The organism is Rhodobacter sp. SGA-6-6, assembly GCF_011043545.1.
Lineage (GTDB): Bacteria > Pseudomonadota > Alphaproteobacteria > Rhodobacterales > Rhodobacteraceae > Pseudogemmobacter.
In genome coordinates this window covers 97,972-124,116 of the sequence record NZ_JAAKGP010000008.1, presented here as the reverse complement: position 1 = coordinate 124,116, position 26,145 = coordinate 97,972, and the positions used below count along the sequence as shown (strand labels likewise).

General features: G+C 68.1%; 25 protein-coding genes. 5 read left to right on the top strand and 20 right to left on the bottom strand.

Annotated elements, in window-relative coordinates; translation table 11 throughout:
- Positions 1-127: 127 nt before the first annotated feature.
- The 6 genes from G5B31_RS15395 to G5B31_RS15370 all read right to left on the bottom strand — a co-directional run bounded on the left by G5B31_RS15395 (position 128) and on the right by G5B31_RS15370 (position 4,367).
- The gene (locus G5B31_RS15395) at positions 128-517 is read right to left on the bottom strand and encodes a hypothetical protein (RefSeq protein ID WP_165019081.1); all 390 of its coding nucleotides are present in this window, start codon (positions 515-517) and stop codon (positions 128-130) included.
- Complete coding sequence (locus G5B31_RS15390; RefSeq protein ID WP_165019080.1) at positions 514-1,566, bottom strand: hypothetical protein; 1,053 nt, start codon at positions 1,564-1,566, stop codon at positions 514-516. Before G5B31_RS15390 ends, G5B31_RS15395 begins: the two co-directional genes overlap by 4 nt.
- Positions 1,563-2,018: a hypothetical protein gene (locus G5B31_RS15385; protein ID WP_165019079.1), complete on the bottom strand. Its 456-nt coding sequence runs from the start codon at positions 2,016-2,018 to the stop codon at positions 1,563-1,565. The genes G5B31_RS15390 and G5B31_RS15385 overlap by 4 nt, the downstream gene beginning before the upstream one ends.
- A 2-nt stretch (positions 2,019-2,020) precedes the next feature.
- Entirely contained in the window at positions 2,021-2,200 is a 180-nt protein-coding gene (locus G5B31_RS15380; RefSeq protein WP_165019078.1) for an AlpA family transcriptional regulator, read from the bottom strand.
- Positions 2,201-2,425: 225 nt separating this feature from the next.
- A complete protein-coding gene (locus tag G5B31_RS15375) occupies positions 2,426-3,751 on the bottom strand; it encodes a site-specific integrase (protein WP_165019077.1) in 1,326 nt (441 codons plus the stop codon).
- A gap of 280 nt (positions 3,752-4,031) precedes the next feature.
- Positions 4,032-4,367, bottom strand: a complete 336-nt coding sequence (locus G5B31_RS15370) for a hypothetical protein (RefSeq protein WP_165019076.1) — start codon at positions 4,365-4,367, stop codon at positions 4,032-4,034.
- Positions 4,368-4,546: 179 nt separating this feature from the next.
- On the opposite strand from G5B31_RS15370, the gene G5B31_RS15365 reads away from it, so the two are divergent.
- Complete coding sequence (locus G5B31_RS15365) at positions 4,547-4,822, top strand: hypothetical protein (protein ID WP_165019075.1); 276 nt, start codon at positions 4,547-4,549, stop codon at positions 4,820-4,822.
- A 66-nt stretch (positions 4,823-4,888) separates the two neighbouring features.
- Here the strand turns inward: G5B31_RS15365 and G5B31_RS15360 are convergent, their stop codons facing one another.
- A complete protein-coding gene (locus G5B31_RS15360; protein WP_240904440.1) occupies positions 4,889-5,461 on the bottom strand; it encodes a CHAP domain-containing protein in 573 nt (190 codons plus the stop codon).
- 198 nt (positions 5,462-5,659) lie between these two features.
- Between G5B31_RS15360 and G5B31_RS15355 the strand changes: the two genes are divergently transcribed.
- Together G5B31_RS15355 and G5B31_RS15350 are read left to right on the top strand one after the other, a co-directional pair.
- Entirely contained in the window at positions 5,660-6,013 is a 354-nt protein-coding gene (locus tag G5B31_RS15355) for a RidA family protein (protein WP_165019074.1), read from the top strand.
- Between the two features lie 4 nt (positions 6,014-6,017).
- Complete coding sequence (locus tag G5B31_RS15350; RefSeq protein ID WP_165019073.1) at positions 6,018-7,244, top strand: glycosyltransferase family 1 protein; 1,227 nt, start codon at positions 6,018-6,020, stop codon at positions 7,242-7,244.
- A gap of 255 nt (positions 7,245-7,499) precedes the next feature.
- Here the strand turns inward: G5B31_RS15350 and pgi are convergent, their stop codons facing one another.
- From pgi to G5B31_RS15325, 5 genes are all read right to left on the bottom strand, one after another.
- On the bottom strand, positions 7,500-9,104 hold the full coding sequence (gene pgi / locus G5B31_RS15345; RefSeq protein WP_165019072.1) for a glucose-6-phosphate isomerase: 1,605 nt from the start codon (positions 9,102-9,104) through the stop codon (positions 7,500-7,502).
- Between the two features lie 4 nt (positions 9,105-9,108).
- Positions 9,109-9,783 (bottom strand): 6-phosphogluconolactonase, encoded by a 675-nt coding sequence (gene pgl / locus G5B31_RS15340; RefSeq protein ID WP_165019071.1) that lies wholly within the window; start codon positions 9,781-9,783, stop codon positions 9,109-9,111.
- Positions 9,783-11,234 (bottom strand): glucose-6-phosphate dehydrogenase, encoded by a 1,452-nt coding sequence (zwf, locus tag G5B31_RS15335; RefSeq protein ID WP_165019070.1) that lies wholly within the window; start codon positions 11,232-11,234, stop codon positions 9,783-9,785. Before zwf ends, pgl begins: the two co-directional genes overlap by 1 nt.
- A gap of 129 nt (positions 11,235-11,363) precedes the next feature.
- On the bottom strand, positions 11,364-12,059 hold the full coding sequence (locus tag G5B31_RS15330) for an MgtC/SapB family protein (protein ID WP_165019069.1): 696 nt from the start codon (positions 12,057-12,059) through the stop codon (positions 11,364-11,366).
- Positions 12,060-12,179: 120 nt separating this feature from the next.
- Positions 12,180-12,764 (bottom strand): HNH endonuclease, encoded by a 585-nt coding sequence (locus G5B31_RS15325; protein WP_165019068.1) that lies wholly within the window; start codon positions 12,762-12,764, stop codon positions 12,180-12,182.
- A gap of 254 nt (positions 12,765-13,018) precedes the next feature.
- Between G5B31_RS15325 and G5B31_RS15320 the strand changes: the two genes are divergently transcribed.
- Positions 13,019-13,480: a lytic transglycosylase domain-containing protein gene (locus G5B31_RS15320; protein WP_165019067.1), complete on the top strand. Its 462-nt coding sequence runs from the start codon at positions 13,019-13,021 to the stop codon at positions 13,478-13,480.
- 57 nt (positions 13,481-13,537) lie between these two features.
- On the opposite strand, the gene G5B31_RS15315 is transcribed toward G5B31_RS15320, so the two are convergent.
- The 6 genes from G5B31_RS15315 to G5B31_RS15290 form a co-directional block, all read right to left on the bottom strand.
- The gene (locus G5B31_RS15315) at positions 13,538-15,160 is read right to left on the bottom strand and encodes an alpha-D-glucose phosphate-specific phosphoglucomutase (RefSeq protein WP_165019066.1); all 1,623 of its coding nucleotides are present in this window, start codon (positions 15,158-15,160) and stop codon (positions 13,538-13,540) included.
- Positions 15,157-17,265, bottom strand: a complete 2,109-nt coding sequence (gene glgX, locus G5B31_RS15310; protein WP_165019065.1) for a glycogen debranching protein GlgX — start codon at positions 17,263-17,265, stop codon at positions 15,157-15,159. The genes G5B31_RS15315 and glgX overlap by 4 nt, the downstream gene beginning before the upstream one ends.
- Positions 17,262-18,695 (bottom strand): glycogen synthase GlgA, encoded by a 1,434-nt coding sequence (glgA, locus tag G5B31_RS15305; protein WP_165019090.1) that lies wholly within the window; start codon positions 18,693-18,695, stop codon positions 17,262-17,264. Before glgA ends, glgX begins: the two co-directional genes overlap by 4 nt.
- Before the next feature lie 79 nt (positions 18,696-18,774).
- A complete protein-coding gene (glgC, locus tag G5B31_RS15300; protein ID WP_165019064.1) occupies positions 18,775-20,046 on the bottom strand; it encodes a glucose-1-phosphate adenylyltransferase in 1,272 nt (423 codons plus the stop codon).
- 27 nt (positions 20,047-20,073) lie between these two features.
- Positions 20,074-22,242 carry a 1,4-alpha-glucan branching protein GlgB gene (gene glgB / locus G5B31_RS15295; RefSeq protein ID WP_165019063.1) on the bottom strand — a complete coding sequence of 723 codons (2,169 nt, stop codon included), beginning with the start codon at positions 22,240-22,242 and terminating at the stop codon, positions 20,074-20,076.
- Between the two features lie 11 nt (positions 22,243-22,253).
- Entirely contained in the window at positions 22,254-24,647 is a 2,394-nt protein-coding gene (locus tag G5B31_RS15290; protein WP_165019062.1) for a glycogen/starch/alpha-glucan phosphorylase, read from the bottom strand.
- 392 nt (positions 24,648-25,039) lie between these two features.
- Here G5B31_RS15290 and G5B31_RS15285 point away from each other — a divergent pair, with 392 nt between their 5' ends.
- Positions 25,040-25,474, top strand: coding sequence for an Rrf2 family transcriptional regulator (locus tag G5B31_RS15285; protein WP_165019061.1), 435 nt, complete (start codon positions 25,040-25,042; stop codon positions 25,472-25,474).
- Positions 25,475-25,549: 75 nt separating this feature from the next.
- Here G5B31_RS15285 and G5B31_RS15280 read toward each other — a convergent pair whose 3' ends face one another.
- Together G5B31_RS15280 and G5B31_RS15275 are read right to left on the bottom strand one after the other, a co-directional pair.
- Positions 25,550-25,858, bottom strand: a complete 309-nt coding sequence (locus tag G5B31_RS15280; protein WP_165019060.1) for a type II toxin-antitoxin system RelE/ParE family toxin — start codon at positions 25,856-25,858, stop codon at positions 25,550-25,552.
- Positions 25,855-26,106 carry a CopG family ribbon-helix-helix protein gene (locus G5B31_RS15275; protein ID WP_165019059.1) on the bottom strand — a complete coding sequence of 84 codons (252 nt, stop codon included), beginning with the start codon at positions 26,104-26,106 and terminating at the stop codon, positions 25,855-25,857. Before G5B31_RS15275 ends, G5B31_RS15280 begins: the two co-directional genes overlap by 4 nt.
- Between the last annotated feature and the right edge of the window lie 39 nt (positions 26,107-26,145).

The window sequence follows — 26,145 nt, the reverse complement described above, 5'->3', positions numbered from 1 at the left end:
TAGGCCCTCGGGGTCCAGCGCCAAGCTCTGACCATAGACAAGACGCCGGAGCCTATCCTCGACCCGCGCCATCCCGTCCGGCAGGGCCGCGCGCCGGGCGCGGCCTTCATCGCCCTGGGCGAGGCTATCACCGTCCATGGGTGCCTCCCGGCAGGTCCGGCATGATGTCCTCCTTGACCCGGCGGGCGACGATGATCTCGCGGACCTGCGCCGTATAGTTCCGCAGCACCCCGGCAATCGCCTTGGGCGGAAGGCCCCGCTTCATCAGGTCGGCCCTGATCTTTTCGCAGTGCAGTATCCACCGGGTCCGGGCGCGCCGGAAGGCCCGCGCCCGCTCTACTTCCGTCGCCCGGGGACCGGCCTTCATCTTGCCGATCATATCTGCGGCGGCCTCGGCATCGAGCAGCCGCGACCCGATCCACTCGCTCGGAAAGTCCACCACCTTGGCCCCGCCATCGGCCCTGCTCTCGCGGGCAGGCATCGCTCGATGGATGTCCTCGAATTTGACTACGGTCATGCCTGCGCCCTCCTATCTGCATCCGCCCGTCCGATTGCCCTGCCGTAACGACCTATGGCCTCCTTAGCCGCATCTTCGCCGTAGCCGCTGGCGGTGACATAGGCGGTCAGCGCTTCCCTGTGCTGCCGCCACCATTCCCTCGCGTAGTCTTTGCCACCCTGCGCCAGCGCCTCCCGCCATGCGGCGGCTGCACCGTTGGCGCACTCCTTGCGGAAGTCGTCGTTCCCGCCATCGCTTGCGGTCCATTCGTCGGTCCAGCCGATGGCGAACTGCGCCCCGGTGAGCCGAGGAACAGTCGGGAAGTCCTCATGCGAGGCGATGACCGCATCCCTCGCAGCGCATAGGGCGTCGAGCGTTTCATCGTCGTCGTCCTCGTCCGCCCACGATTTCATCGCCGCGATATTCGTATCCGCCGCGCTGATGGGGTCCGACGCGAGATCGGTATCCGCCGCAGCGCCCAGGGCCGGATCAACCGGCCCAAGGGCGCGTTGCGTGGTATCTTCGTGATGATCTTCTTCGTCCTCTACAAGAACGACACCGACGCGGGAATTGGCGGACGCGCGCCCGAGGGCGCGTCCGCCTTCCGGTTCGTTATGACGGATAACTTCAGACGTATCCTCCGGCATATTTGCCAGAGTTTTCATGCCAAATGTGCCGGAGTTTCTTTGCCGTTTTTGCCGGGGTTTCGGGCCGGAAAACTCCTCCGCATATGCCGGAGTTTCGGCATCCGAAACTCCGGCATATTTGCCGGGGTTTTTATCCCGGATGATCCAGCGATAGCGATTGCTCTGCCTGCGGCCACCGCCGCTCTTGATGGAGAGATGACCGCCTTCGACCATCTGGTCGAGGGCGCGGCGGACTGCTCGCTCCGACGCATCGACGGCTTCGCACAGGGTCGCCATCGCGGGCCATGCGTCACCAGTCTCGGCATTCATGTAATCGAAAGCCAAGGCGTCGGCGATCCGCACGGCCTTGTCCGAGATGCGCCTATCCTGCCGGACCTGCCGTGTCCAAGCGATCTGCCGCCGCGTGAAGTCCTTCGCCCTCATGCCGCGCCCTCCGCCAGCACAGGGCCGCGACGGGCAGCCGGGGGGTGACCCCCGGCGGCATCCGGCACCGCGCTATTTTCGGGGTGGCGCGCGCGCTCCCGGCCCATCCGGGCCAGCCGCTCCCGATCCACCGCTCGCTGCGCACCTTCGGCGGCGACCAGATGCAGGGGGCGGGGCACGAAGCTGTCATGGCCCGCGCCCTCGTGCCGGAGCGTGACCATCGTGTCGCCCGGCAGGCCGCGGTCGGCGAGGAGAATGTGCGCACCATCGGACAGCGGATGCTCGGTCGCCTCGACCAGCAGGTGGCCGTCCTCTGTGAGCGCATCCCAGCGCAGGCGAAGGCCAGTCCTCTCCGATCTCTGGGAAAGGGTCGGCCACGGAACCCGCCGGGCGACAATGCGAATGACAGCCCGCCCGGCTCGACCGGGCGGGGCGTTGATGGCGGTCTCCATGATCAGGCGACCTTCCCGGCCTTCTCGGCCTCCCACGCTTCCACCTCCGCCAGCTTCCAGCGGGTGCAGCCGGGGGAGAGTTTCATGGGTCTGGGGAATGTCGGGTCGGTGCGGACCCACCTCCAAATCGTGGGCTTCGTCACGTTGTAGCGCTTTGCGATTTGGGCGTCACTGATGAACATTTGCTACCTCTCTTGATTTAGGTAGCTCGCAACTATTACCATATTTTTCTGTTTCGCAACTTGGATATTATCCCAACTCTAGTTGGGATGGCATCCCAATTACTTTGCAATCAAAGACTTACCGCGGGTGATCATGGAATTATTGGGATTTGATCCCAACAATTACCCCCGCCGATCAAGAATTATTGATCGCGCACGATTTTTCCTGTTCCGCCGCAAGGGGATTTATGCGGATGCCACGGGGAATTTTACCACCACGCCCGCATCCCGGCCATGCAGGAAGTCGGCCCACGCCTGCATCATGGCCCGGCGGCGCTCGATCATATCCGTGCGACGGTAGGCCCGCTCGACCGCGCTGCCGACCTGATGGGCCAAGGCAATCTCGGCCATGTCACGGTCATACCCGCGCTCCGCCGCCCAATCCCGGAAGGTGCTGCGCAGGCCATGCGGGACGGCGGCCTTGCCCGACCGGGGGTCCCGCCAACCTGACTTGGCGGGATCACCCCCGGCCTCTAGCGCAGTCTTCTCGGCGTCCTCTTGCATTCGTCTCATCACTGCGCTGATGGACATGTCGCTCATCTGGACGCCCGTCACGCTGGGGAAGACGAAAGCTACGCCCTGCATCCGGGGAACCGACTTGAGCAGCGCAATCGCTTCGGCGGTTAGAGGGACGCGATGCTCTGCCCCCGCCTTCATGCGGCTCGCGGGGATCGTCCACATCGCTGCGTCAAGGTCGATTTCATCCCATGTCGCCCCCCGGACCTCACCGCTGCGGCTGGCGCAGAGAGCAGCGAACCGCAAAGCCAGCGCCCCCATGCCGTCGCGCTTCGACACCTCTGTCCACCACTTGGGCACGTCCGCCACGGCCAGTGCAGGGAAGTTGCCGGTCTTGCCTTTCTCAACCTGCGCCGGGGCGGGGAGAAGCTCCTTGAGGTTTCCGCGCCATCTGGCCGGGTTGTCGCCGGATCGGTGCCCGCCGACCGTGGCCCATGACAAGATGCCCTCAAGATACGACCTCAACTTCTGGCCGGTGTCCGGCTTCTCCGACCAGACCTCTTGCAGGGCGCGCACGATGTCTTGAACCGTGATCGACTGCACCGTCAGCTTGCCAAGCTCGGGCAGCGCATAGCGCGTGATCGTGGACTTGATCGCCTTCTGGCTTTTCTCGGGTCGGTCGCTCATCTTCGCGGCGATCCACTTGTCCATCGCATCCGCGAATAGGAGATTGCGGGCCGATGCCGCCGCCAGAGCGGCGCGCACGGCCTTCTTCTCCTCTATCGGATCAATCCCGGCAGCGACCTTGCGCTTCGCCTCGCGCGCCTTGTCCCGGGCCTCGGCCAGCCCCACCTCGGGATAGGCCCCCAATCCGATGACCCTGCGCCGATCCCCGACCGTGGTCCTCAAGACCCAGCTTTTCGTCCCCGCCGCCGTAATCTGCAAGCGCAACCCCGCCACCACACCAACGTCCAGCCAGTGATGGCGGTCGGTTCCCCCCGGATGTGTTGCCCGCTTGATGTCCAGCGGGCCAAGCTCCCGCGCGCGCTTCGGCATCTCTATCTCCAATCAATCATGTCGCATCAGGAATCGAACCCAAGCCGATTTTCCGGCTATCCCCTCTGCTATCCATAAACCTTGCTATTGAACACTATTTCATGCAACAGATTTTTGCTGGAAATTCACCCAAGTGATTGTTTTCTTGAGGGATATTTTACGAGTTGCAATTGGGTGATAATGGCTCTTGGCCCCCTTCACCCGCTCCATCCTGCCGCGCTCATGTTCGCCGCGAAAAGACCGCCCGGCGGGCGGCCTTCGGTCTGCGGCAGGTCAGCCCCTACCTGACGATCACGGTCAGCTTCCCGGACTGCACCTTCAGCGTCTCTTTCCCGGGCTTCATGCCGGTCGCGTCGATCTCGCGGCCGACCACCTCGCCGCCGCAGCGGTCACTCCGGCGCGGGCCGAGATCGCCGTCGGAGAAGGTCACGATCTTCGACTTCGGAAGTTTCCGCTTCACGTTCACCCAGGCCGGCGGCTTGCCCTTGCAATTGTCCGCGATGTAGACCGTCATGTGCCTGGTCTCGCCCACCCTCAGTTCAAGCACGTTGTCCGCCGGCGCAGGACCCGCAGCCGCGCCGAAAGCAAGAACGGCGCATCCCAGGAATGTCCTCATCGTCTCCTCCCTCGAATCAAATGGTCAAGAGGGATATCCTGGCCGCATGTTTCCGCCGGCCTATCCTTCGATCGCACTTTCCGGTTTTTCGACCCGCACCGGCCTTGTCTGCCGCCCCTCGCCAAACTTCAGCCGCATTATCCGGCTACCGAGGTGCGGAGTGATTCCCGGGACCTGCCATGACTTCGCAATACCAAGAACTCTTCACCGCCTTCCGCGAGGCCCGCAGCGCGCTCGACGCCCTGCGCGCGCGGGCGGATGCCTCCGACGTCGCCCTGGCGCGGGACCCGGACTACCGGCGCCTGCACCGCTGCGGCATGGTCATCGCCCGGCTCGGCGGCGGGCCGGCGATTCATGGCGCCATCGACGCCCTGGCCGACGACGACCGCTGTTCGGCCGCGCTGCGGCGGTATTGGGCCGGGATGGAACAATGGCCGCAGACCCGGGGGCACTGACGCCCCCTTCCGGCAACGCAAAAGGCGCGGTCGCCCGCGCCTTCGGGTCCGCCCGGGCAGACCGGATCAGTTGTAGATGAAGCCGTTCACCGGATTGGTGCGGCCGAGGGTGCCGGCGGCGTTCGCCACCCGCACCATGCTCCAGTCGCCCTTTTCCGACACGTCCACCACCAGGGTGTCCTGGGTGATGCGGTTGCGTTCCCAATTGGCCTGGTCGATCAGGATCTCGCGCTCGGAGACCACCTTCGATACCACCGCGACATGGCCCATCGGCATCGCCTTCGAGGCGGCGAAGGCCATCACCGCGCCGACCTTGGGCGCATGGCCGCGCTCGTAGACGCCGGCCGCCTTCTTCCACCAGGTGTTGGCATTGCCCTTGATCTGCACGCCGCTGACCGTGCGGGCGAAGGGGACGCACCAGATCCGGCCCTTGGGCTTGTTGGCGGTGGCATAGGCCACCATCTCCTTCACCGCGGCGCGTTCCGCCTCCTCGACCCGGGCGGCCTTCTTCGCCGCCTTCTTGCCGAAGAGGAAGAAGCCCGCCTTCTGCGGCTGGGGTTGCGTTTCGGCAAAGGCGGCGGGGACGGGCTGCATCAGCGAAAACGCAAGGCAGAGGGCGGCGAAGGGGCGTGTCGTCATCGGCGGTCGGGCTCTCGTTCTTGGCTCGCCCGGTCCGATGCCATGCCGATCACGGATTGTGCAACCTTGTGACAAATGCGTGAGCGCGATCCCGCCGATTTCCCCTTTCCCTCGGCGGAGCCTTGCACGCCGGCGCGGCTTTCCTTTCGTCACGGGCCGGGCTAGCAACGGCGGGCAACGGAAAAAGGGAGTTTCCTCATGGCGAACGAGATCAAGCGCATCGGCACCGGCGCCCGGATGTCCGAGGCGGTCTGCTACAACGGCATCGTCTGGCTGGCGGGTCAGGTCGGCGAGCCCGGCTCCTCGGTGGCCGAGCAGACCCGACAATGCCTGGCCGAGGTCGACCGCATCCTGGCGGAGGCCGGCACCGACAAGACCCGCATCCTGTCGGCACAGATCTGGCTGGCCGACATCTCGACCTTCGCCGAGATGAACGCGGTCTGGGACGCCTGGGTGCCGCAGGGCCACACCCCCGCCCGCGCCACCGGCGAGGCCAAGCTGGCCACCCCGGACTACAAGGTCGAGGTCATCGTCACCGCCGCGCTGAAGTAAGCGCTTGGTTGCGTCCGCCAATCCCGTCGCCCTGCTGGCGACCGAACTGGGCGGCGGGCGCGGCCATGTCGCCACGCTCGCCCGGGTGGCCCGCGCGCTCGGCCCCCGGGCGGCGAAGCTGGCCGCCATCGGCGAGATGCGCCACGCGGCGGAGCTGGAGGCCGCGGGCGTGCGGGTGATCCGCTGCCCGAAGCTGGCGGCGACAGCGGCGGAGAAGGCCGATCCTATGGGCCGCGGCAATGCCACCTGGTCCTGCTACCTGGCCGATTGCGGCTTCATGCGGCCCGAGGTGGTGAAGGAGAGCCTGGCCTTCTGGCGGCGATTGATCCTTCAGGAAAACGTCTCGCTCCTGATCGCCGATTACGCGCCCCTCGCGCAGCGGGCCGCCTTGGCCCTGCGCGACGAGGGCCGGGAGATCCGCATCGTCACCACCGGCACCGGCTACGGCCTGCCGCCCGCCGGGCTGGAACCACTGCCGCAGCTGGCGCGCGGCTACGACCGGGTGATCCACCCGGAGCCGCAGGTTCTGGAGAGCCTGAACCGGACCTGCGCCGCGCTCGGCATGGCGCCCCTGCCCCGGCTCTCGGCACTGTATCAGGCCGACCTTGTGCTGGCCGGGACCTTCCCCTTTCTCGACCCCTATGCCGGCTGGCGCCCGCCGGAGGCGCTGGCGCCGCCGCTGGTGGAACGCACCTCCCGCCTTGCGGCGGGCGATGAAGTCTTCGTCTATTTCTCCCGCGAGGAGGCGGAATTGCCGGCGCTGGCCGAGGCGCTCTGCCGCCTGAGCCTGCCCCGCCGCGGTTTCCTGCCCGGGGCTTCCGATGCAGTGAAGGCGCGGCTGGCGGCCTCGGGCATGATCGTGGAGGAGGCGCCGATGCCGGTGGACCGGATCGCCGAGCGGTCGCGGATCATGCTGCATCCCGCGCCGCACGGCTCGCTCTGCACCGCCGCGCTGGCGGGCCTGCCGCAACTCGGGCTGCCGGGGCATCGCGAACAGGTCGCCCATGCGCAGCGGGCCGAGGCGGCGGGAGTGCTGCGGGTGCTGCCGCAGAAGACCTCGACGGCGGAGGAGATCGGCGCGGCGGTCGAGGCGCTTTACCACGACGAAGCTGCGCAAGCCCGCGCCCATGACCTTGCCCGCAGCCTGCGTGCCGGCTTTCCGGCCGACCCGCTGGCCGATCTGGCCGCGAGACTGGCCCCCGAAGTGGAGGCCGCCCGGCGGTTCGGTTAGGCGTTCCGGCAGCGGAGAGCGGCGGGCGGGACAAGGCGAGGCACTGCCTCGCCCCGCCCGTGCGCAGCGCATCAACCGGAAACGATGCGGCACATAACCCCGGGAGGCCAGCGCCCGACCCGGCGGGCGAGAAGCGCCCGCCGAGGGCGGGGCGGGCGCTGGCCGGGCCTTTGGGGCCCGGCCGGGACAAGGTGAACCGTTGCGCTGTGGCGAAGGCGATGGCCTTCGCCATGACAAAGGGACGATATCCTCTCCCTACCGCAGGAATTCCACCAGCGCGGCGGTCGATCCGTCCTTGCCTTCCGTCCCCGCCCGCCCCTCCAGCACCGGCTGCAAGGCCAGCGCCAGTTCCTTGCCCAGTTCCACCCCCCATTGGTCGTAGGAGTTGATGCCGAGGATCACTCCCTCGACGAACACCCGGTGTTCATAGAGGGCGATGATCTGGCCGAGGGTGAAGGGGGTCAGCTGTTCATAGGCCAGGGTGGTGGAGGGCCGGTTGCCTGGAAACACCCGGTGGCGGGCCTGCCGCTCCAGCTCCGCCCCCTCCGCCCCCTTCTTCGCCATGATCGCGCGGGCCTCGTCCAGCGAACGGCCGCGCAGCAGCGCCTCGGACTGCGCCAGGCAGTTCGACACCAGCAGCAGGTGCTGATGCGCCAGGTCGGGCTCGTGCCCGCGCTTGGCCACCAGAAATTCGCAGGGCACCACCCGGGTGCCCTGGTGGATCAGCTGGTAGAAGGCGTGCTGGCCGTTGGTTCCCGGTTCGCCCCAGACCACCGGGCCGGAGTTCACCACCAGGTCGCTGCCATCGCGGGCCACCCGCTTGCCGTTGCTCTCCATCTCCAGTTGCTGGAGATAGGCCGGCAGGCGGGCCAGCCGCTGGTCATAGGGCAGCACGGCGCGGGTGGCGTGGCCGCAGATCTGGTTGTGCCAGATCCCGACCAGCGCCAGCAGCACCGGCATGTTGCGCGACAAAGGCGCGGTCAGGAAATGCCGGTCCATCGCCCGGCCGCCGGCCAGGAACTCCTCGAACCGCTCCGGGCCGATGGCGATCATCAGACCCAGCCCGATCGGCCCCCACATCGAATAGCGCCCGCCGACCCAATCCTCGAAGCCGAAAACCCGCTCGGGGGCGATGCCATAGGCCGCGGTCTTCTCCAGCGCCGTCGAGACGGCGGCGAACTGCGCCGCCGGGTCGCGCACCGTTGCCGCCATCCAACGCTTGGCGGTGTCGGCATTGGTCATGGTCTCGATGGTGGTGAAGGTCTTCGACGCCACCACGACCAGCGTGGTTTCCGGGTCCAGCCCCTTCAGCGTGTCGTGGATATGCGCCCCGTCGACGTTCGACACGTAATGCACCCGCGGCCCGTCGTGGAACGGCGCCAGCGCCAGCGTCGCCATGGCGGGGCCGAGGTCCGAGCCGCCGATGCCGATGTTCACCACATCGGTGATCGGCCCGCCCTGCCCCGTGAACCGCCCCTCGCGCACGTCCCGCGCGAAGGCCGCCATCTTCGCCTTCACCGCGCGGACGCCGGGCATCACGTCCTGTCCGTCAGTCCGGATCACCGCCTCCTCACCCGCCCGCAGCGCCACATGCAGCACCGCCCGGCCTTCGGTATCGTTGATCTTCTCGCCGCCGAACATCGCGGCGCGGCGGCCTTCCACGTCCGAGGCCTCGGCCAGCATCACCAGCAAAGCCCGCCCCTCGGCGCAGATGTTGGTCTTCGACCAGTCGAACAGCATCCCGTCGGCCGCGACCGAGAACCCCGCCGCCCGGCCCGGATCGGCCTCAAACAAGGACAGGATCGGCCGGTCCGCCACTTTCGCGTGATGGTCGCGCAGGGCGGCCCATTTGTCGGTCATCGTCTCACTCCGCCCAATGCACCACGGCCTGATCCAGCACGGCGCGGATCGGCGCCTCCATCGGCGGCAGGCCCGCCGCCTTCTCTATGGCGGCGCGCTTTTCGGCGCCGGTGATCATCACATGCACCCGCACCGCGGCGCGCAGCACCGGCGCGGTCAGCGTCACCCGCGGCTCGCCCGCGCCTTCGGCCCGCATCGGCAGGATCAGCCGGGTGGTGGCCGACAAGGCCTCCTCCAGCCGGTCGCCGCCGGGGAAGAGGCTGGCGGTGTGCATGTCCTCTCCCATCCCCAGCAGCAGGACCGAGATCGGCAGGTGCGGCGCCAGCCCCTGTTCCAGCGCCTCCACCGCCTCTTCCGGTGCATCGTGGCCGGGGGCGTAGAGCGGGATCAGCTGCGCCGCCGCCGCCCGCCCGCGCAGTAGCCGGTCGCGCAAAAGGCGGGTGTTGGAGCGGTCGGAGTCCTCGTCCACCCAGCGTTCGTCGGTCGGCACCACCGAGATGTTGGCCCAGTCGATGTCCACCCCCGACAGGGTGTCGAACACCGGCCCCGGCGTGGTGCCGCCCGGCACCGCAAGGGTGGCCTTGCCCTCGCGGCGCAGCGTCTCGGCCAGCTGCCCGGCCAGAAGGTTGGCCAGTTGCAACTGCATCAGTTCCCGGTCGGGATAGGTCTCGATCTGCATCAGCGTATCTCCCGCCAGCGCCGCCCGTCGCGGTGCATCAGCATCAACGCGTCCTCCGGCCCGCTGGATCCGGCATCGTAGGGCTGCGGCCGGTCGCCCCGCGCCTCCCATCCTTCGATGATCGGATCGGCCCAGGCCCAGGCCGCCTCCACCTCGTCGCCGCGCATGAACAGGGTCTGGTTGCCGCGGATCACGTCCATGATCAGGCGTTCATAGGCATCCGGCACATCGCCATGCGCATCGCCGAGCGCCTCGGCGAAGGACATGTCCAGCGGCACCTGCACCAGCCGCATCCCGCCCGGCCCCGGCTCCTTGATCATCACCTTCAGGTTCATGCCCTCGTCCGGTTGCAGCCGGATCACCAGCACGTTCTCGCGCCAGCCCTCGGCATCGTCGAAGATCGAATGCGGCGGCTCCTTGAAGGTGATGGCGATCTCGGAGGCCCGCGCCCGCAGCCGCTTGCCGGTGCGCAGGTAGAAGGGCGTGCCCTTCCAGCGCCAGTTGGAGATATGGCATTTCAGCGCGATATAGCTTTCGGTGCGGCTCTGCGGGTTCTCCGAATGCTCCAGATAGCCGCCCTGCCCGTTCGAGGCCAGATACTGGCCGCGCACGATATCCTCGGGCCGGACGGGATCCAGCGCCCGGATCACCTTCAGCTTCTCGTCGCGCACCGCGGCGGGGTCGAAGTGATAGGGCGGCTCCATCGCGATCAGGCAGAGAAGCTGCATCAGGTGGTTCTGCACCATGTCCCGCATCGCGCCCGAGGTGTCGTAATAGGCGCCGCGGCCTTCGACGCTGACCGTCTCGGCCACGGTGATCTGGACGTGATCGACGTATTCCGATTTCCACAGCGGCTCGAACAGGATGTTGGCGAAGCGGACGGCCATCAGGTTCTGGACGGTTTCCTTGCCCAGATAATGGTCGATCCGGTAGATCTGGCCTTCGGAGAAATGCTGCGCCAGCGTGGCGTTCAGCGCCTGCGCGGTGGCGAGGTCGCGGCCGAAGGGTTTCTCGACCACGATCCGCGCCTCCGGCCCGGCGATGCCCCAGGAGGTCAGCCGCCCGGCCAGGTCGCCGAAGAGCGCGGGCGCCACCGAGAAGTAGAAGGCCTGCACCACATCCGCCCGGATCAGCGCCTTCAGTTGCGGCCAGCCGGAGTCGCCCTTGGCATCGATCGGGATGTAATGCAGCCGGGTCAGGAAATCCTCGATCACGGCCGCGTCCTGCTGCGCCGCGGGCAGGAATTCGGCGATGGCGGCGGCGACCATTCCGCGGAAATCCGCGTCGGTCAGCTCGCCCCGCGCGGCGCCGATGATGCGGCTTTCGGGCGGCATCTGCCCGGCCTGGAAGCGGCGGTAGAGGCCCGGCAGGATCTTCCTGCGCGCCAGATCCCCGGTGCCGCCGAAGATCACGAGGTCGAAGGGCTCGACCGGGATGACGCGCGAGACCATGGCACCTCCGCAGGGATGTTAGCGCTAACGATTTCCGTCCAGCGCCTTCTAGCGCCCTTGCGGCGGCAAGTCTAGCATCTTGGCTGCGCAGGGGAAACGAGGTCTGGAGCAGCGTGCCGCGCCGGCCCCTCAACCGTCTTCCAGCGCCAGCCAGTGCACCCGCAGCAGCCCCGGCTCCGAGGCCAGATGCTGCACCGCCTGTTCCAGCACCATCTCGGGCAGGCCCTCGGCCGTGACGGTGGCCGAAAGGCTCACCACCCCGTCCGTCGCCGGGCGCATGTCGATGCCGCCCAGATGCAGCCCGCCGAGGGTCAGCACCCGCAGCATCAGGCTGCGGGTCGCCGCCTCCTGCGCTGCGGGCACCTCGATCACCACGCGATAGGCCCGCAGGTCCGGCGCGCGCTGATTGACCCGGCGCTTGAGCCATTGCACGAAGGGCCGCAGCGCGAAGTTGACGAAGACCACCAGCCCCGTGGTCACCAGCGCGAAATCCCAGTTGCCGTGCCCCGCCAGCAGACCGACCGCGGCCGAGCACCACAGGGTGGCCGCCGTCGTCAGCCCCTGCACGTTGAAGCCGTCTCGGAAGATGATCCCGGCGCCGAGGAAGCCGATCCCGCTGACCACCTGCGCCGCGACCCGGCTGGGCGACATGTCGCCCTCGATCAGCATCGAGAACACCATGTAGGCCGCCGCCCCGAGCGCCACCAGCGCATTGGTGCGCAGGCCGGCCTTGCGCTGGCGGATCTGCCGCTCCATCCCGATCAGCGCGCCGCAGCCGAGGGCGACCGAGAGGTTGAGCGAGGCAACGGCAAGCGAGACGGTCATCGGGCGAATCCTTCCGGTGCGGAAGGCACATCCGATCACGGGGCGCGGGAAATGTGAAGGTTTTGTAACAGCTGCACGACAAAGACGCCGGGCGACGATTTTTCGGCGAAAAATCGGGCCTCAGGCTTCCAGCTCGGCGTCCCAGTAAAGGTAGTCCATCCAGCTTTCGTGCAGGTGGTTCGGCGGGAAGCGGCGGCCGTGGGCCTGCATCTCCTGCGCGGTCGGCACCGCCGGCGGGCGGCGCAGCTGCAGGCCGGACTGCCTCAGCGTCTTGTTGCCCTTCTTCAGGTTGCAGGGCGAGCAGGCCGCCACCACGTTCTCCCAGCTGGTGATGCCGCCGCGCGACCGGGGCAGCACGTGGTCGAAGGTCAGGTCGCCCCTGGCGCCGCAATACTGGCAGCAGAATTCGTCCCGCAGGAAAAGATTGAAGCGCGTGAAGGCCACGCGCTTCTGGGGTCTGACGAATTCCTTCAGCACCACGACCGAAGGTATCCTGATCTCCGCCCTCTGGCTGCGCACCACCTGGTCGTATTCGGCGACGATCTGCACCCGGTCGAGGAAGGCCGCCTTGATCGCCTCCTGCCAGGGCCAGAGGCTGAGCGGATAGTAGGAGAGCGGCCGGAAGTCGGCGTTCAGCACCAGCGCCGGAAAATGCTTCAGCGCCGCCGGGTCACGCACGAAATGGGTTCTGAAATCGCCGTCCAAGATGAGTGTCTCCGTCCTGCCCTGCCGACCAGGGCACCAAGACGGGCAGACCCGCCCCGGTGGCCCGACTATATATGGCGTTCGCGCCGTGGCAACCCCCGACAGATATGCCGGTGCCTTCCTGTCGCATCGCAGCGTGACAGGGGTGTGACGGGGACGACGACGGCGCGCCGCCGATGCGGCCGCCTGCCGCTTGCGCGGCGCGCGCATGGGCCCTATCCCTGCGCGGGACGCAAATCGCAGAAGGCCGCCCGATGCAGCTGAGCCGCCGCTCCCTCCTCGCCCTGCCCCTCGTCCTTGCCGCCTGCGGCAGCGGCCCCGGGCCGGAGCCCGCCAGCCGCGCCGGCCTCCATGCCGGCGAGACGCCGGAGATGCGGGCGCTGATCCGCAAATATGCCGCGATCCACGAGATTCCCGAAAGCCTGCTGCACCGGGTGATCCAGCGCGAGAGCGGCTACAACCCCGCCGCCCGCAACGGCCCCTATTACGGGCTGATGCAGATCCTGCCGCAGACCGCCGCGACCATGGGCTACAAGGGGCCGGCCTCGGGGCTGCTCGATGCCGAGACCAACCTGAAATACGCCGGCAGATACCTGCGCGGCGCCTGGCTGGTGTCGCGCGGCAACCCGGACAAGGCGGTGATGTGGTATGCCAAGGGCTATTACTACGAGGCCAAGCGCATGGGCCTGCTCTACGAGACCGGCCTGCGCAGCTGAGCCCGGATTTTCGCCGAAAATCCGTAAGATACGAGTTTTCGGCGAAAACTCGGGGGCTCAGGTCACCACATCCGGCAAGCTCCTGCCCGTATGCGCGGCGATCGCCGCGATGGCATGGGCGGCCCGGATCACCGGGGCCAGCGCCGCCTGCGGGTCGTCCGACAGGTCGTCCGGCCCGGGGACGAAGCGTTCGAGGTAAAGCCGCAGCGTCGCGCCCTCGGTGCCGGTGCCGGAGAGGCGGAACACCGCCCGCGAGCCGCCGTCGAACAGCACCCGCACCCCCTGTTTCGTGGAGACGGAGCCGTCCACCGGGTCGGTATAGGCGAAATCGTCGGCATGGGTGACGACCATGCCGTCGAAGTCGCGGCCCTTCAGACCGGGCAGCGCGGCGCGCAGCGCCTCCATCATCCGGTCGGCCTGCTCCACCGGGATCGCCTCGAAGTCGTGGCGGCTGTAGTAGTTGCGGCCGTAGCGGCGGAAATGGCCGTGCAGGATCTGCGCCACGCTTTCCCTGCGCACCGCCAGGATGTTCAGCCACAAGAGGATCGCCCAGAGACCGTCCTTCTCGCGCACATGGTCGCTGCCGGTGCCGAAGCTCTCCTCGCCGCAGATCGTGGCGCGGCCGGCGTCCAGCAGGTTGCCGAAGAACTTCCAGCCCGTCGGCGTCTCGTAATGGTGCAGGCCAAGCGCCTCGGCCACCCGGTCGGCGGCGGCCGAGGTCGGCATCGACCGGGCGATGCCCTTGAGGCCGCCCTTGTAGCCGGGCGCCAGATGGGCATTCGCCGCCAGCACCGCCAGCGAATCCGAGGGCGAGACATAGACCCCGCGCCCCACCACCATGTTCCTGTCGCCGTCGCCGTCGCTGGCCGCGCCGAAGTCCGGCGCATCGGGCCCGAACATCTCGTCCATCAGCGCCTTGGCCCAGGTCGGGTTGGGGTCCGGGTGCATCCCGCCGAAATCCGGCAGAGGCATGGCATTGACCACCGTTCCCTTCGCCGCGCCGAGCCGGTTTTCCAGGATCTCCACCGCATAGGGGCCGGTGACGGCGCACATGCTGTCCATCCTCATGCGGAAGCCGCCGGCGAACATGGCACGGATCGCCGGGAAGTCGAACAGCGTCTCCATCAGCGCGGCATAATCCGCCACCGGGTCCACCACATCGACCACCATCCCGGCCAACTGGTGCCGGCCGATGGCCCCAAGGTCCACGTCCTGCGCCTCGGCGATATGGTATTCACTGATCTCGGTGGTGCGCCTGTAGATCGCCTCCGTCACCCCTTCCGGCGCCGGGCCGCCGTTGGGCATGTTGAACTTGACCCCGAAGTCCTCCTCCGGGCCGCCGGGGTTGTGGCTGGCCGACATGATGATGCCGCCGTCGGTCCTGTTCAGCCGGATCAGGTGGCTGGCCGCCGGGGTCGACAGGATCGCCCCCTGCCCCACGATCACCCGGGAGGCGCCGTTCGCCGCCGCCATCCGCAGGATCACCTGCGCCGCGCGGTCGTTGAAGTAGCGCCCGTCGCCGCCGAGGACGAAGGTCTTGTCCTTCGCCCCCACCACGTCGAACACCGACTGGACGAAATTCTCCAGGTAGTGGCGGCCCATGAAGACCGGGGTCTTCTTGCGCAGGCCGGAGGTGCCGGGCTTCTGCCCCGCGATGGGGCTGGTGGCGACGGTGGTCATGGGGTCTCTCCCTTCGGGCGGGGTGCGGGCAGGCTGCGCATCAGCAGCACGGAATGGGCGGGGGCCAGGGCGGGGGCCGGGCCTGCGGTCAGATCGGGCCTGGTGGTGTCGAGGATCAGCTCCCAGCCGGGCTCGCTGCCGGGCAGGACCAGGGCCACGCCGGCACCGCAGTTGAAGACGGCGAAGATCGCCTCCTCGCCCGGGTCGCCGCCCTCGGCCGCCATGCGCAGCTCGACGCAGAGGCAGCGGAAGGAAGGGTCGTGCCAGTCCTGCGGGCTCGGCTCGGTGCCGTCCGCGCGCCGCCAGACCACATCGCGCAACCCGTCCCAGGGCCGCGGCTTTGCGTGCAGGAACCGGCGCTGCCGCAGCACCGGATGCGCCCGGCGCAGCGCCGCCAGCCGGGCCACGAAATCCGCCAGCCCCCGGTCGGCCTGCGACCAGTCCAGCCAGGACACTTCGTTGTCCTGAGCATAGGCGTTGTTGTTGCCGCCCTGGGTCTGGCCGATCTCGTCGCCCGCCAGCAGCATCGGCACGCCCTGGCTCAGGAACAAGGTCGCCAGCAGGTTGCGCTTGCGCAAGGCCCGCGCGGCCAGCACCGCGGGGTCTTCGGTCGGCCCCTCGACCCCCAGATTGTCGGAATGGTTCTCGGAATGGCCGTCGCGGTTCTCCTCGCCGTTGGCCCAGTTGCGCTTGACGGTGTAGGAGACCAGATCCTCCAGCGTGAAACCGTCGTGGCTGGTGATGTAGTTCACCGACGAGGTCGCAGCCCGCCCGGAATGGTCGAACTTCTCGGCCGACCCCAGAAGCCGCGCCGCAAGGTCCCGGGTCATCCCGGCGTCGCCGCGCCAGTAGCGCCGCACCCCGTCGCGGAAGCGGTCGTTCCACTCCAGGAACGGATGCGGATAGGCCCCCAGCTGATAGCCGCCGGGGCCGATGTCCCAGGGCTCGGCGATCAGCTTCACCCGGCTCAGCACCGGGTCCTGCCGTATCGCATCGAAGAAGCCGCCGTTCGGGTCGAAGCCATGCGCCTCGCGCCCCAGCACGGTGGCGAGGTCGAAGCGGAAGCCGTCGACATGCACATGCTCCACCCAGTAGCGCAGGGAATCCATCACCATCCGCAGCACCATCGGCCGGGTCAGGTCCAGCGTGTTGCCGGTGCCGGCATCATTGGCATAACGCCGCCCGCCCTCGGTCAGCCGGTAGTAGCTGGCATTGTCCAGCCCGCGGAACGACAGCGTCGGCCCCCATTCGTCGCCCTCGGCGGTGTGGTTGTAGACCACGTCGAGGATCACCTCGATCCCCGCCGAATGCATCCGGCGCACCATGGTCTGCACTTCCCACAACCCGCCGCCCCGGCCCATGTAGCGCGGCTCGGGCGCGAAGAAGGCCAGCGAATTGTAGCCCCAGTGGTTGCGCAGGCCCTTGGCGGTGATGAAGCGTTCGTCGACGAAGGCGTGGACCGGCAGCAGTTCCACCGTGGTCACGCCGATCCGGGTCAGATGCTCCAGCACCGGGTCCGAGGCGAGGCCGAGGTAGGTCCCCCGCAGCCCCTGTTCCACCCCGGGATGGCGGCGGGTCAGCCCGCGGACATGCGCCTCGGCGATCACCGTCCCGGCCCGCGGAATCCGCGGGGCGGTGTCGTTGCCCCAGCCGAAGGCCGGGTCCACCACCACCGCCTTCGGCACCGCGAAGGCGGAATCGCGGGTATCCAGGGAAAGGTCCCCCTTCGGGCTGCCGACCTTGTAGCCCATCAGTGCATCGGACCATTTCAGCCGCCCCTCCAGCGCCCGCGCATAGGGGTCCAGCAGCAGCTTGTGGGGGTTGAAGCGGTGGCCGCGCTCCGGCTCGTAGGGGCCATGGGCGCGGTAGCCGTAGACGCAGCCCGCGGTCAGCCCGCCGACATGGATGTGCCAGATGTCGCCGTCGCGGTCGCGCATCGGCAGGCGCAGCAGCTCCTTGCGGCCGTCGGGCGAGAACAGGCACAGTTCGATCAGCTCGGCATGGGCGGAGAAGACGGCGAAGTTCACCCCGTCGCCGGTCAGCGTGGCGCCCATCGGCCAGGGCTGGCCGGGGCCGACCGAGTGGCCGTTGGCGCGGGTGGTCATCCGACCAGCCCGGCGTAAAGCGCGGCATAGGCGGCGGCCGAGGTCTCCCATCCCACCGGCTGCGCCATGGCGGCCTTGCGGGCGCGGGTCCAGGCCCGGCGGTCGGCGTAAAGCGCCACCAGTTGCCGCAGCGCCTGCCCGAAGGCCAGCGCATCGGTCGGGTGGAAGACGAAGCCCGTCGCCACCCCGGCGGAAAGGCTGGCCGGCGTCGCCCCGATCACCGTATCGGCCAGGCCCCCGGTCGCCGCCACCACCGGCAGGGCGCCGTAGCGCAGGCCATACATCTGGGTCAGGCCGCAGGGCTCGAACCGGCTGGGCACCAGCACGGCATCGGCGCCCTGGAACAACCGATGGCTCATCGCCTCGTCATAGCCGATCCGCACCGCCACCCGGCCGGGGAAGCGGGCGGCGAGGTCCTTCATCGCCGCCTCCAGCCCCGGATCGCCGGAGCCGAGCACGACCAGCCCGCCCCCCGCCGCCACGAAATCCGGCACCACCGCGGGCAGCAGGTCGATGCCCTTCTGGTCGGTCAGCCGGCTGACGACGATGGCCAGCGGTCCCGGGACCTCCAGCCCGAACACGGCGCAGAGCGCGGCCCGCGCGGCGTCCTTGCCCTTGGGGTCCTTCGCCGAATAGGGGTTCTCCGCCTCGCCCTCCGGCGACCAGACCGACAGGTCCACCCCGTTCAGGATGCCGCAGACATCCCCCGCCGCGGCCCGCGCCGCGATCACGCCCTGCAGCCCCATGCCGAACTCCGGCCGCATCAGCTCCTCGGCATAGCGCGGCGAGACGGTGGTGATCCGATCCGCCGTCACCAGCCCGGCCTTCAGGCTGGACAACCCGCCGTAATATTCCAGCGCGCCGGAATGGAAGGCCTCGCCCGGCAGCCGCAGGTCGGCCAGCAGGCCACCCTCAGCCCACCCCTGGAAGGCGATGTTGTGGATGGTGAGGACCGACCGGCAGCCGCCGGACCCGTGATAGGCCAGATAGGCCGGGGCGAAGCCCGCCTGCCAGTCGTGCGCGTGCAGCACGTCCGGCTTCCAGCCCGCCGCGCCCTCGCGCGCCAGCGCCGCGGCGACCCAGGACAGCGCCGCGAAGCGCTGCGGATTGTCGCCCCACTCGCCCTGCGGCCCGGCATAGGGCCCGCCCTCGCGGTCGTAGAGATGCGGCGCGTCGAGCAGCATCACCTCGATGCCGTCGACCTGCCCCAGCAGCACCCGCCCCTCGCCGCCCCAGAGCCCGGGCTCGCGCCAGACCTCCGGCCAGCCCTTCGCCCGGGCCCGCAGCGACCGATAGGCCGGCAGCAGCACCCGCATCTCCCAGCCCTCGGCCGCCAGCGCCGCGGGCAGCGCGCCGACGACATCCGCCAGCCCCCCGGTCTTGACCAGAGGCACGCATTCCGATGCGACCGACAGCACCCGCCCCTTCATCGCCAAAGCCTCTTCATCTGTCCTCAAATATCCCGGGGGGTCCGGGGGGCTGGCCCCCCGGCGCTTTCCGCAAGGAGCCTCAGCCCTTCGCCTTCGCCCGCGCCTCCAGCATAGCCTGCGTGATCAGCACCACGCCAGCCTCCGTCCGCCGGAACCACTTCGCGTCCTCCTCCGGGTCCTGCCCCACCACCAGCCCCTCGGGGATCACCACGCCGCTGTCGATCACGCAATTCGCCAGCTCCGCCTTGCGGTTGACGATCACCCGCGGCAGCGCCACCACATAGTCGAGGCTGCTGAAGGAATGCGTCCGGCAGCCGGTGAACAGCAGGCTGTTCGACACCGCCGAGCCCGAGACGATGCAGTCGCCCGAGATCAGCGAGGAGACCGCCATCCCCCGCCGCCCGTCCTCGTCATGGATGAACTTGGCCGGGGGAACGATCTCGGAATAGGTCCAGATCGGCCAGGAATTGTCGTAGATGTCCAGCTTCGGCACGAAGTCGGTCAGGTCGATGTTGGCCTGCCAGAAGGCGTCGATGGTGCCGACGTCGCGCCAGTAGGGCTCGTCCTCCAGACCGCTCGTCACGCAGGAATCGGCGAATTTGTGCGCCATCGCCTTGCCGTTCCTGACGATCATCGGGATCAGGTCGTTGCCGAAGTCGTGGCTGGAGTTGTCGTCCACCATGTCGCGCAAGAGAAGGTCGCGCAGGAAGGTCCAGTCGAAGACATAGATCCCCATCGAGGCCAGCGCATGGTCCGGGTCGCCGGGGATCGCGGGCGGGTCCTTGGGCTTTTCCAGGAAATCGGTGATCCGCATGTCCTTGTCGACATGCATCACCCCGAAGGCCGTCGCCTCCATCCGCGGCACGGTCAGGCAGCCGATGGTCACGTCCGCCCCGGTCTCGACATGCTGCTGCAGCATGATCTCGTAATCCATCTTGTAGATGTGGTCGCCCGCCAGGATCACCACATACTTGATGCGATAGCTGTCGATGATGTCGATGTTCTGCGCCACCGCATCGGCGGTGCCGCGATACCAGTTCACCTCGTCCATCCGCTGGCTGGCCGGCAGGATGTCGAGGTATTCGTTCCGCTCGGCCCGGAAGAAGCCCCAGCCGCGCTGCATGTGGCGGATCAGGCTGTGGGCCTTGTATTGGGTGGCGATCGCCATCTTGCGGATGCCCGAATTCAGCGCGTTCGACAGCGCGAAGTCGATGATCCTTGTCTTGCCGCCGAAATAGACCGCCGGCTTGGCCCGCCGGTCGGTCAGCTCCTTCAGGCGGCTGCCGCGCCCGCCCGCCAGCACGAAGGCCATGGCCTGCGACGACAGCCTCTGGTTCGCTCTTGCCTTCATGGTGTCCTCCCTCGGGAACCCGGGCCTTCAGCCCTGTTGGAAATAGACGGCCGACAGCGGCGGCAGCGTGACCAGCGCCGATTGCTTCCGGCCGTGCCATGGCGTCGGTTCCGCGGTCACCCCGCCCAGGTTGCCGCGGTTGCCGCCGCCATAGGCCGCGGCATCGGTGTTCAGCACCTCGGCCCAATGCCCCGCCGCGGGCAGGCCGAGGCGGTAGCGGCGGTCCACCGGCGTCATGTTGACGGCGACCACCACCATCGGATCACCCGCCGCCCCCTTTCGGACCCAGGCGAAGACCCCGGCCTCGGCATCGCCGCCCTCGATCCAGTCGAAGCCCTCGGGCCGGCAGTCGTTGACATGCAGCGCCGGGGTCGCGCGGTAGATCCGGTTCAGGTCGCGCACCAGCGCCTGCACGCCGCGGTGCTGCGGCAGCTCCAGCTGGTGCCAGTCGAGGCTGCGGTCGTGGTTCCACTCGGCCCCCTGGGCGAACTCCTGCCCCATGAACAAGAGCTTCTTGCCCGGATGCCCCCACATGAAGCCGTAATAGGCCCGCAGGTTGGCGAATTTCTGGTCGCCTTCGCCCGGCATCTTCGCCAGCATACTGCCCTTGCCGTGGACCACCTCGTCATGGCTGATCGGCAGGATGTAGTTCTCCGACCAGGCGTAGTGCAGGCCGAAGGTCATCTGGTGGTGATGATACTTCCGGTGGACCGGATCGCGCTGCATGTAGGACAGCGTGTCGTTCATCCAGCCCATGTTCCACTTGAAGCCGAAGCCGAGACCGCCGTGGTCCACCGGCCGCGACACGCCCGGGAAAGCGGTGCTTTCCTCGGCCACCGTCATCACCCCCGGACATTGGCCATAGGCGGTGACGTTCATGTCCCGCAGCATGGCGATGGCCTCGTAATTCTCGCGCCCGCCGTCCCGGTTGGGCACCCATTCGCCCTCTTTCCGCGAATAGTCGCGGTAGAGCATCGAGGCCACGGCATCCACCCGCAGCCCGTCGACGTGGTATTCCTCCAGCCAATACAGCGCATTGGAGACCAGGTAGTTCCGCACCTCGCGCCGGCCGTAGTTGTAGATCAGCGTGTTCCAGTCCTGGTGGAAGCCCTCGCGCGGGTCCTGGTGCTCATAAAGCGCGGTGCCGTCGAAGCGGCCGAGGCCATGGGCATCGGTCGGGAAATGCCCGGGCACCCAGTCGAGGATCACGCCGAGGCCCCTGCGGTGCGCCGCATCGACGAAGGCGCGGAATTCCGAAGGCGTGCCGTGGCGGATGGTCGGCGCGAACAGGCCGATGGGCTGGTAACCCCAGCTGCCGTCGAAGGGATATTCGCTGACCGGCAGGCATTCGATATGGGTGAAGCCCATGTCGGCGGCATAATTCACCAGCTGCTCGGCCAGTTCCGGGTAGGACAGCATCCGGTCGCCCGGCGCCCGCCGCCAGGACCCCAGATGCACCTCGTAGACCGAGATCGGGGCGTCGATGCTCTGCTTCGCCGCCCGGGTCTCCATCCAGCCGCCGTCATGGAACTCCCCGCCGATCCGCCGCACCACCGAGGCATTGGCCGGCGGATGCTCGGACCCGAAGCCTACCGGATCGGCCTTCAAGGGCATCAGCGCTCCGCCCGGACCGCGGATTTCGTATTTGTAGGTCTCGCCCTCGGCCAGCCCGGGGACGAAGATTTCCCAGACCCCGGTCGGCCCGCGCCGCCGCATCGGATGGCGCCGCCCGTCCCAGACATTGAAATCGCCCACCACCGAGACCCGCTCGGCATTCGGCGCCCAGACGGCGAAATGCACCCCCTCCGCGCCTTCATGGGTGATGCAATGCGCGCCGAGAACCTGCCAGAGCCGCTTGTGCGTGCCCTCGCCCAGCAGGTATTCGTCCAGCTCGCCGAGGACGGGGCCGAAGCGGAACGGGTCCTCGAACTCCCATTCCGTGCCGGCGCCTTGCGCCCGCAGCCGGTAGGCCGCCTTCTTCGGCATCCGGTGGGTGAACAGCCCCGGGATGCCCGGGTAGGGCACGGCTTCCTCGGTCTTTTCTTCCAGAACCCACAACCGCTCCGCCCCCGGCACGAAGGCGGTGACCAGCCAGCCCTTGCCGCGCTTCTGCGGCCCCAGCACCGCGAAGGGATCGCCATGCCGCCCTTCGGCAATTGCCCGGGCGGTGCCTTCGTCCAGATCGCGGTCAGCCATCGGCGCCTCCTTCACAGGGCGGGGGTCACGTCCCAGACGTCCTTCATGTAGCTCAGGATCGTGCGGTCCGAGGAGAAGAACCCCGACCGCGCCGTGTTCATCGCCGCCATGCGCAGCCAACGCCCGCGGTCGGCAAAGGCTTCCGCCACCCGGCCCTGCGCGGCGTGATAGGCGTCGAAATCCGAGGCGACGAGAAAATAGTCCGAATGCCAGACCGCATGGACGAGGCCATGGTAGCGCTCCGGCTCCTCCGGCGAGAACCGGCCCTCGGCCACCATCTGCAGCACGTCCTGCAAGGGCGCACTAGCCTCGATCGCTTTGCGGGCGTGTTCGGGATCAGCCCGCCGCTCGGCCACCTGCCCGGCGGTCAGGCCGAACAGGAAGAAGTTCTCCTCGCCCACCTCGGCCAGGATTTCCACGTTGGCCCCGTCCAGCGTGCCGATGGTCGGCGCGCCGTTCATCATGAATTTCATGTTGCCGGTGCCCGAGGCTTCCTTGCCCGCAGTCGAAATCTGCTCCGACAGGTCGGCGGCCGGGATCACCCGCTCGGCCATCGAGACGTTGTAATTCGGCGGATAGACGATCTTCAGCAAGTCGCCGACTTGAGGATCAGCATTAACAACCGCCGCCACATCGTTGATCAGGCGGATGATTTCCTTCGCCACCGCATAGCCCGGCGCCGCCTTGCCGCCGAAGATGCGCACCCTTGGCACCGGGTTCTTCACCGCGCCGTTGCGCAGCGCGTGCCAGTAGGCCACGCATTCCAGGATGTTCAGCAGCTGCCGCTTGTATTCGTGGAACCGCTTCACCTGCACGTCGAACAGCGCATCGGGGCTGACCTTCACCCCGAACTCCCGCCCGATCCAGTCGGACACCCGGGCCTTGTTCGCCCGCTTCGCCGCATCGAAGGCGGCGCGGAAGCCGGCGTCGTCGACATGCGCTTCCAGCCCCCGCAGCCGCTCCAGATCGGCCTCCCAGCCCTCGCCGATGGTGTCGGTGATCAGCGCCGCCAGCGGCCGGTTGCAGGTCTTCAGCCAGCGCCGCGGCGTCACCCCGTTGGTCTCGTTGATCACCCGCCCCGGGTGCAGCCGGTTCAACTCGGGGAACAGGCTCTGCTTCACCAGGTCGGAATGCAGCGCCGAGACGCCGTTGACCTTGTGCGCCATGACGAAGGCCAGTTCCCCCATCCGCACCTCGTGGTGCTTGACGATGCCGACGTAATGCGGCCGGTTCGGGTAAGCGCGCCGGTGCCAGCTGTCGATCCGCTCGACGATCTGCATGTGCCGCGGCAGCACGTTGCCGAAGGTGAAGGTCGCCCATTTCTCCAGCGCCTCGGGCAGAAGCGTGTGGTTGGTGTAGCCGAGACAGGCCCGCGCCGTCTCCAGCGCCTCCTCGAAGGCCATGCCGTGGTCGTCGGAGAGCAGCCGCACCAGCTCCGGCCCCGCAATCGCCGGATGGGTGTCGTTCATCTGGATGGCGACATGCTTCGGCAGCGCCTTCAGGTCGGAATGCGCGTCCAGATAGCGGCGGAGGATGTCCTGCAACGCGGCCGAGGTCAGGAAGAACTCCTGCTTCAGCCGCAGCTCCTTGCCCTGATAGGTGGTGTCGTCGGGGTAGAGCACGCGCGAGAGCGTCCGCGCCAGCGCCTCCGGCTCCGCCGCCGCCGCGTAATCGCCGCGGTTGAAGCGCTCCAGGTCGAACAGCGTCGTCGGCTTCGCCGCCCACAGCCGCAGCGTGTTGGCCCATCTGCCCTGCCAGCCCACCACCGGCGTGTCATGCGCCTCGGCCTTCACCGTCTCGCCCGGCACCCAGATCTCTTGCCCGTCGCGGGTCTCGACATGGCCCTTGAAGCCGATGGTATAGGCGCTTTCCGGGCGGGGGAATTCCCAGGGGTTGGTCTGGCTCAGCCAGTCCTCCGGCGCCTCGACCTGCCGCCCGCCCTCGAACCGCTGGCGGAACAATCCGTGTTCGTAGCGGATGCCGTAGCCATAGGCCGGGCAGCCCACCGTCGCCATGCTTTCCATGAAGCAGGCCGCCAGCCGCCCCAGCCCGCCGTTGCCGAGCGCGGCATCGGGCTCCTCGGCGGCCAGGCTGCGGAAGTCCTGCCCCACCGCCGCCATCGCCTCTTCCACCGCCTCGGTCAGGCCCAGGTTGGCGGTGGCATCCTCCAGGATGCGGCCGATCAGGAATTCCATCGACAGGTAGTAGACGCGCTTCCTGTCCTCGGCCCAGGTCCGGCGGGTGGAGGCGAACCAGGGCCCGACGATACGGTCGCGTATGGCGTAGGACAGCGCCATCCGCCAGTCGTAGGCGCTGGCATTGGCGGCGTCCTTGCCCAGGGTATAGGTCAGGTGGCGCTGGATGTCGGCTTTCAGGAGGTTTGGCGTCAGGCTCAGGTCGGTCACGCTGGGGTCCGCTTTCGCTGCTTGTCGTCCGGCCAGCCTAGGCCCGGCCCCGCCACGGTCAAGCGGGCCGCTCCGGGGCCGACCCGAACCGCTTTCCTGTTACCGCAAACATGGCCCGAGTCCATCAAAATATTTCGTTGCAAAACCAATGGCCTTCGGCTCTCAAACCGCTTTGGCAGGCTGCGCGGGGCCAAGCCCTTGACGGCAAAGGACTTCCCCGCCATCGGCGGGATATGCTCCGTCCGGCGCCCCGCCCCTGCCGCCACACGCCCGGGGCGGACGAAATGACGCATCCGAAACACCGCAAAACCGTGCCGATCTGATCTGGATCAAGTCCCCCGCCGCCGCCCCGCCGCATCCTTATTCAAGAACCCAAGGGCGGAGGCCCCCCGATGCGGCTGACCACACGCACCAATCTGGCGATGCGCACGCTGATGTTCTGCGCGGTGAACCCCGGCCGGATCGTCCGCCGGCAGGAGGTGGCCGCGACCTGCAACGCCTCGGAGAACCATCTGGCGCAGGTGATCCACCTCCTGGCGCAGAAGAAGTTCCTGCGCACCATACGCGGGCGTGCGGGCGGGCTGATGCTGGGCCGCGCGCCCGAGGGCATCACCGTGGGCGAGGTCTTCCGCGCCTTCGAGGCGCCGCTGCCCTTCGCCGAATGCTTCGCCGGCGACGCCAACCAATGCCCGCTCTTCGCCGCCTGCCGGCTGAAATGCCTGCTGTCGGACGCGCTGGCGGCCTTCTACGCCAGGCTGGACGAAGTGTCGGTCACCGACCTGGTCGAGGAGAACTGCGACCTGCAGTTCATCCTGAAGGTGGCGTAAGCCCTCGTCGGCGGCTTCGCCTTCTCCTCGTGCGGCGCGCCCTGCGAGGAGAAGGCGAAGCCGCCGACGAGCGCCTCAGGACCCCTTCTGCATCCTGTCCCGCAACGCCCGCACCAGATCGCGCGAGGTGTGGAACACCGCCAGGATCGTCACCGCACCGGCGCCGACCTGATAGACGATCAGATAGGGCAGACCCGCCAGGTTCAATTCCCGGGTTTCAGGATGGCGCCCGGGATGGCCGAGGGCCGGGAAGTCGGTCAACCTTTCCGCCGCTTGCACGATGCCGCGGAACACCCTTTCGGCGGCAACCGGATCGTCCAGCGCCACATAATCCACGATCGCCGCGAGGTCCCGCGCCGCAGGCTCGGCGATGACCAGTTTCAACGGGTCCAGCCGTGTTTTGCGGCGATTCCCGCGAAGACCTCCTCGGCGGGCAGAACCTTGCCGTCACGGGCGGCGTCAACGCCGGCGGCGATCCGCTCCATCTGCCAGGCGTTGACTTCCAGATACTGCTCGATGGCCTGGTTGACGACGTAGTTGCGCGAACGGTCCATCGCGCTGGCCAAGGCGTCGATCTCGGCCACCTTGCTGGTCCTGATGGTGATCGGCTCGGAGGGCGCTCGCTGCGGCATGGAGTGTTCCCTTGTAATCACCTGTAATCCTAGCACCCG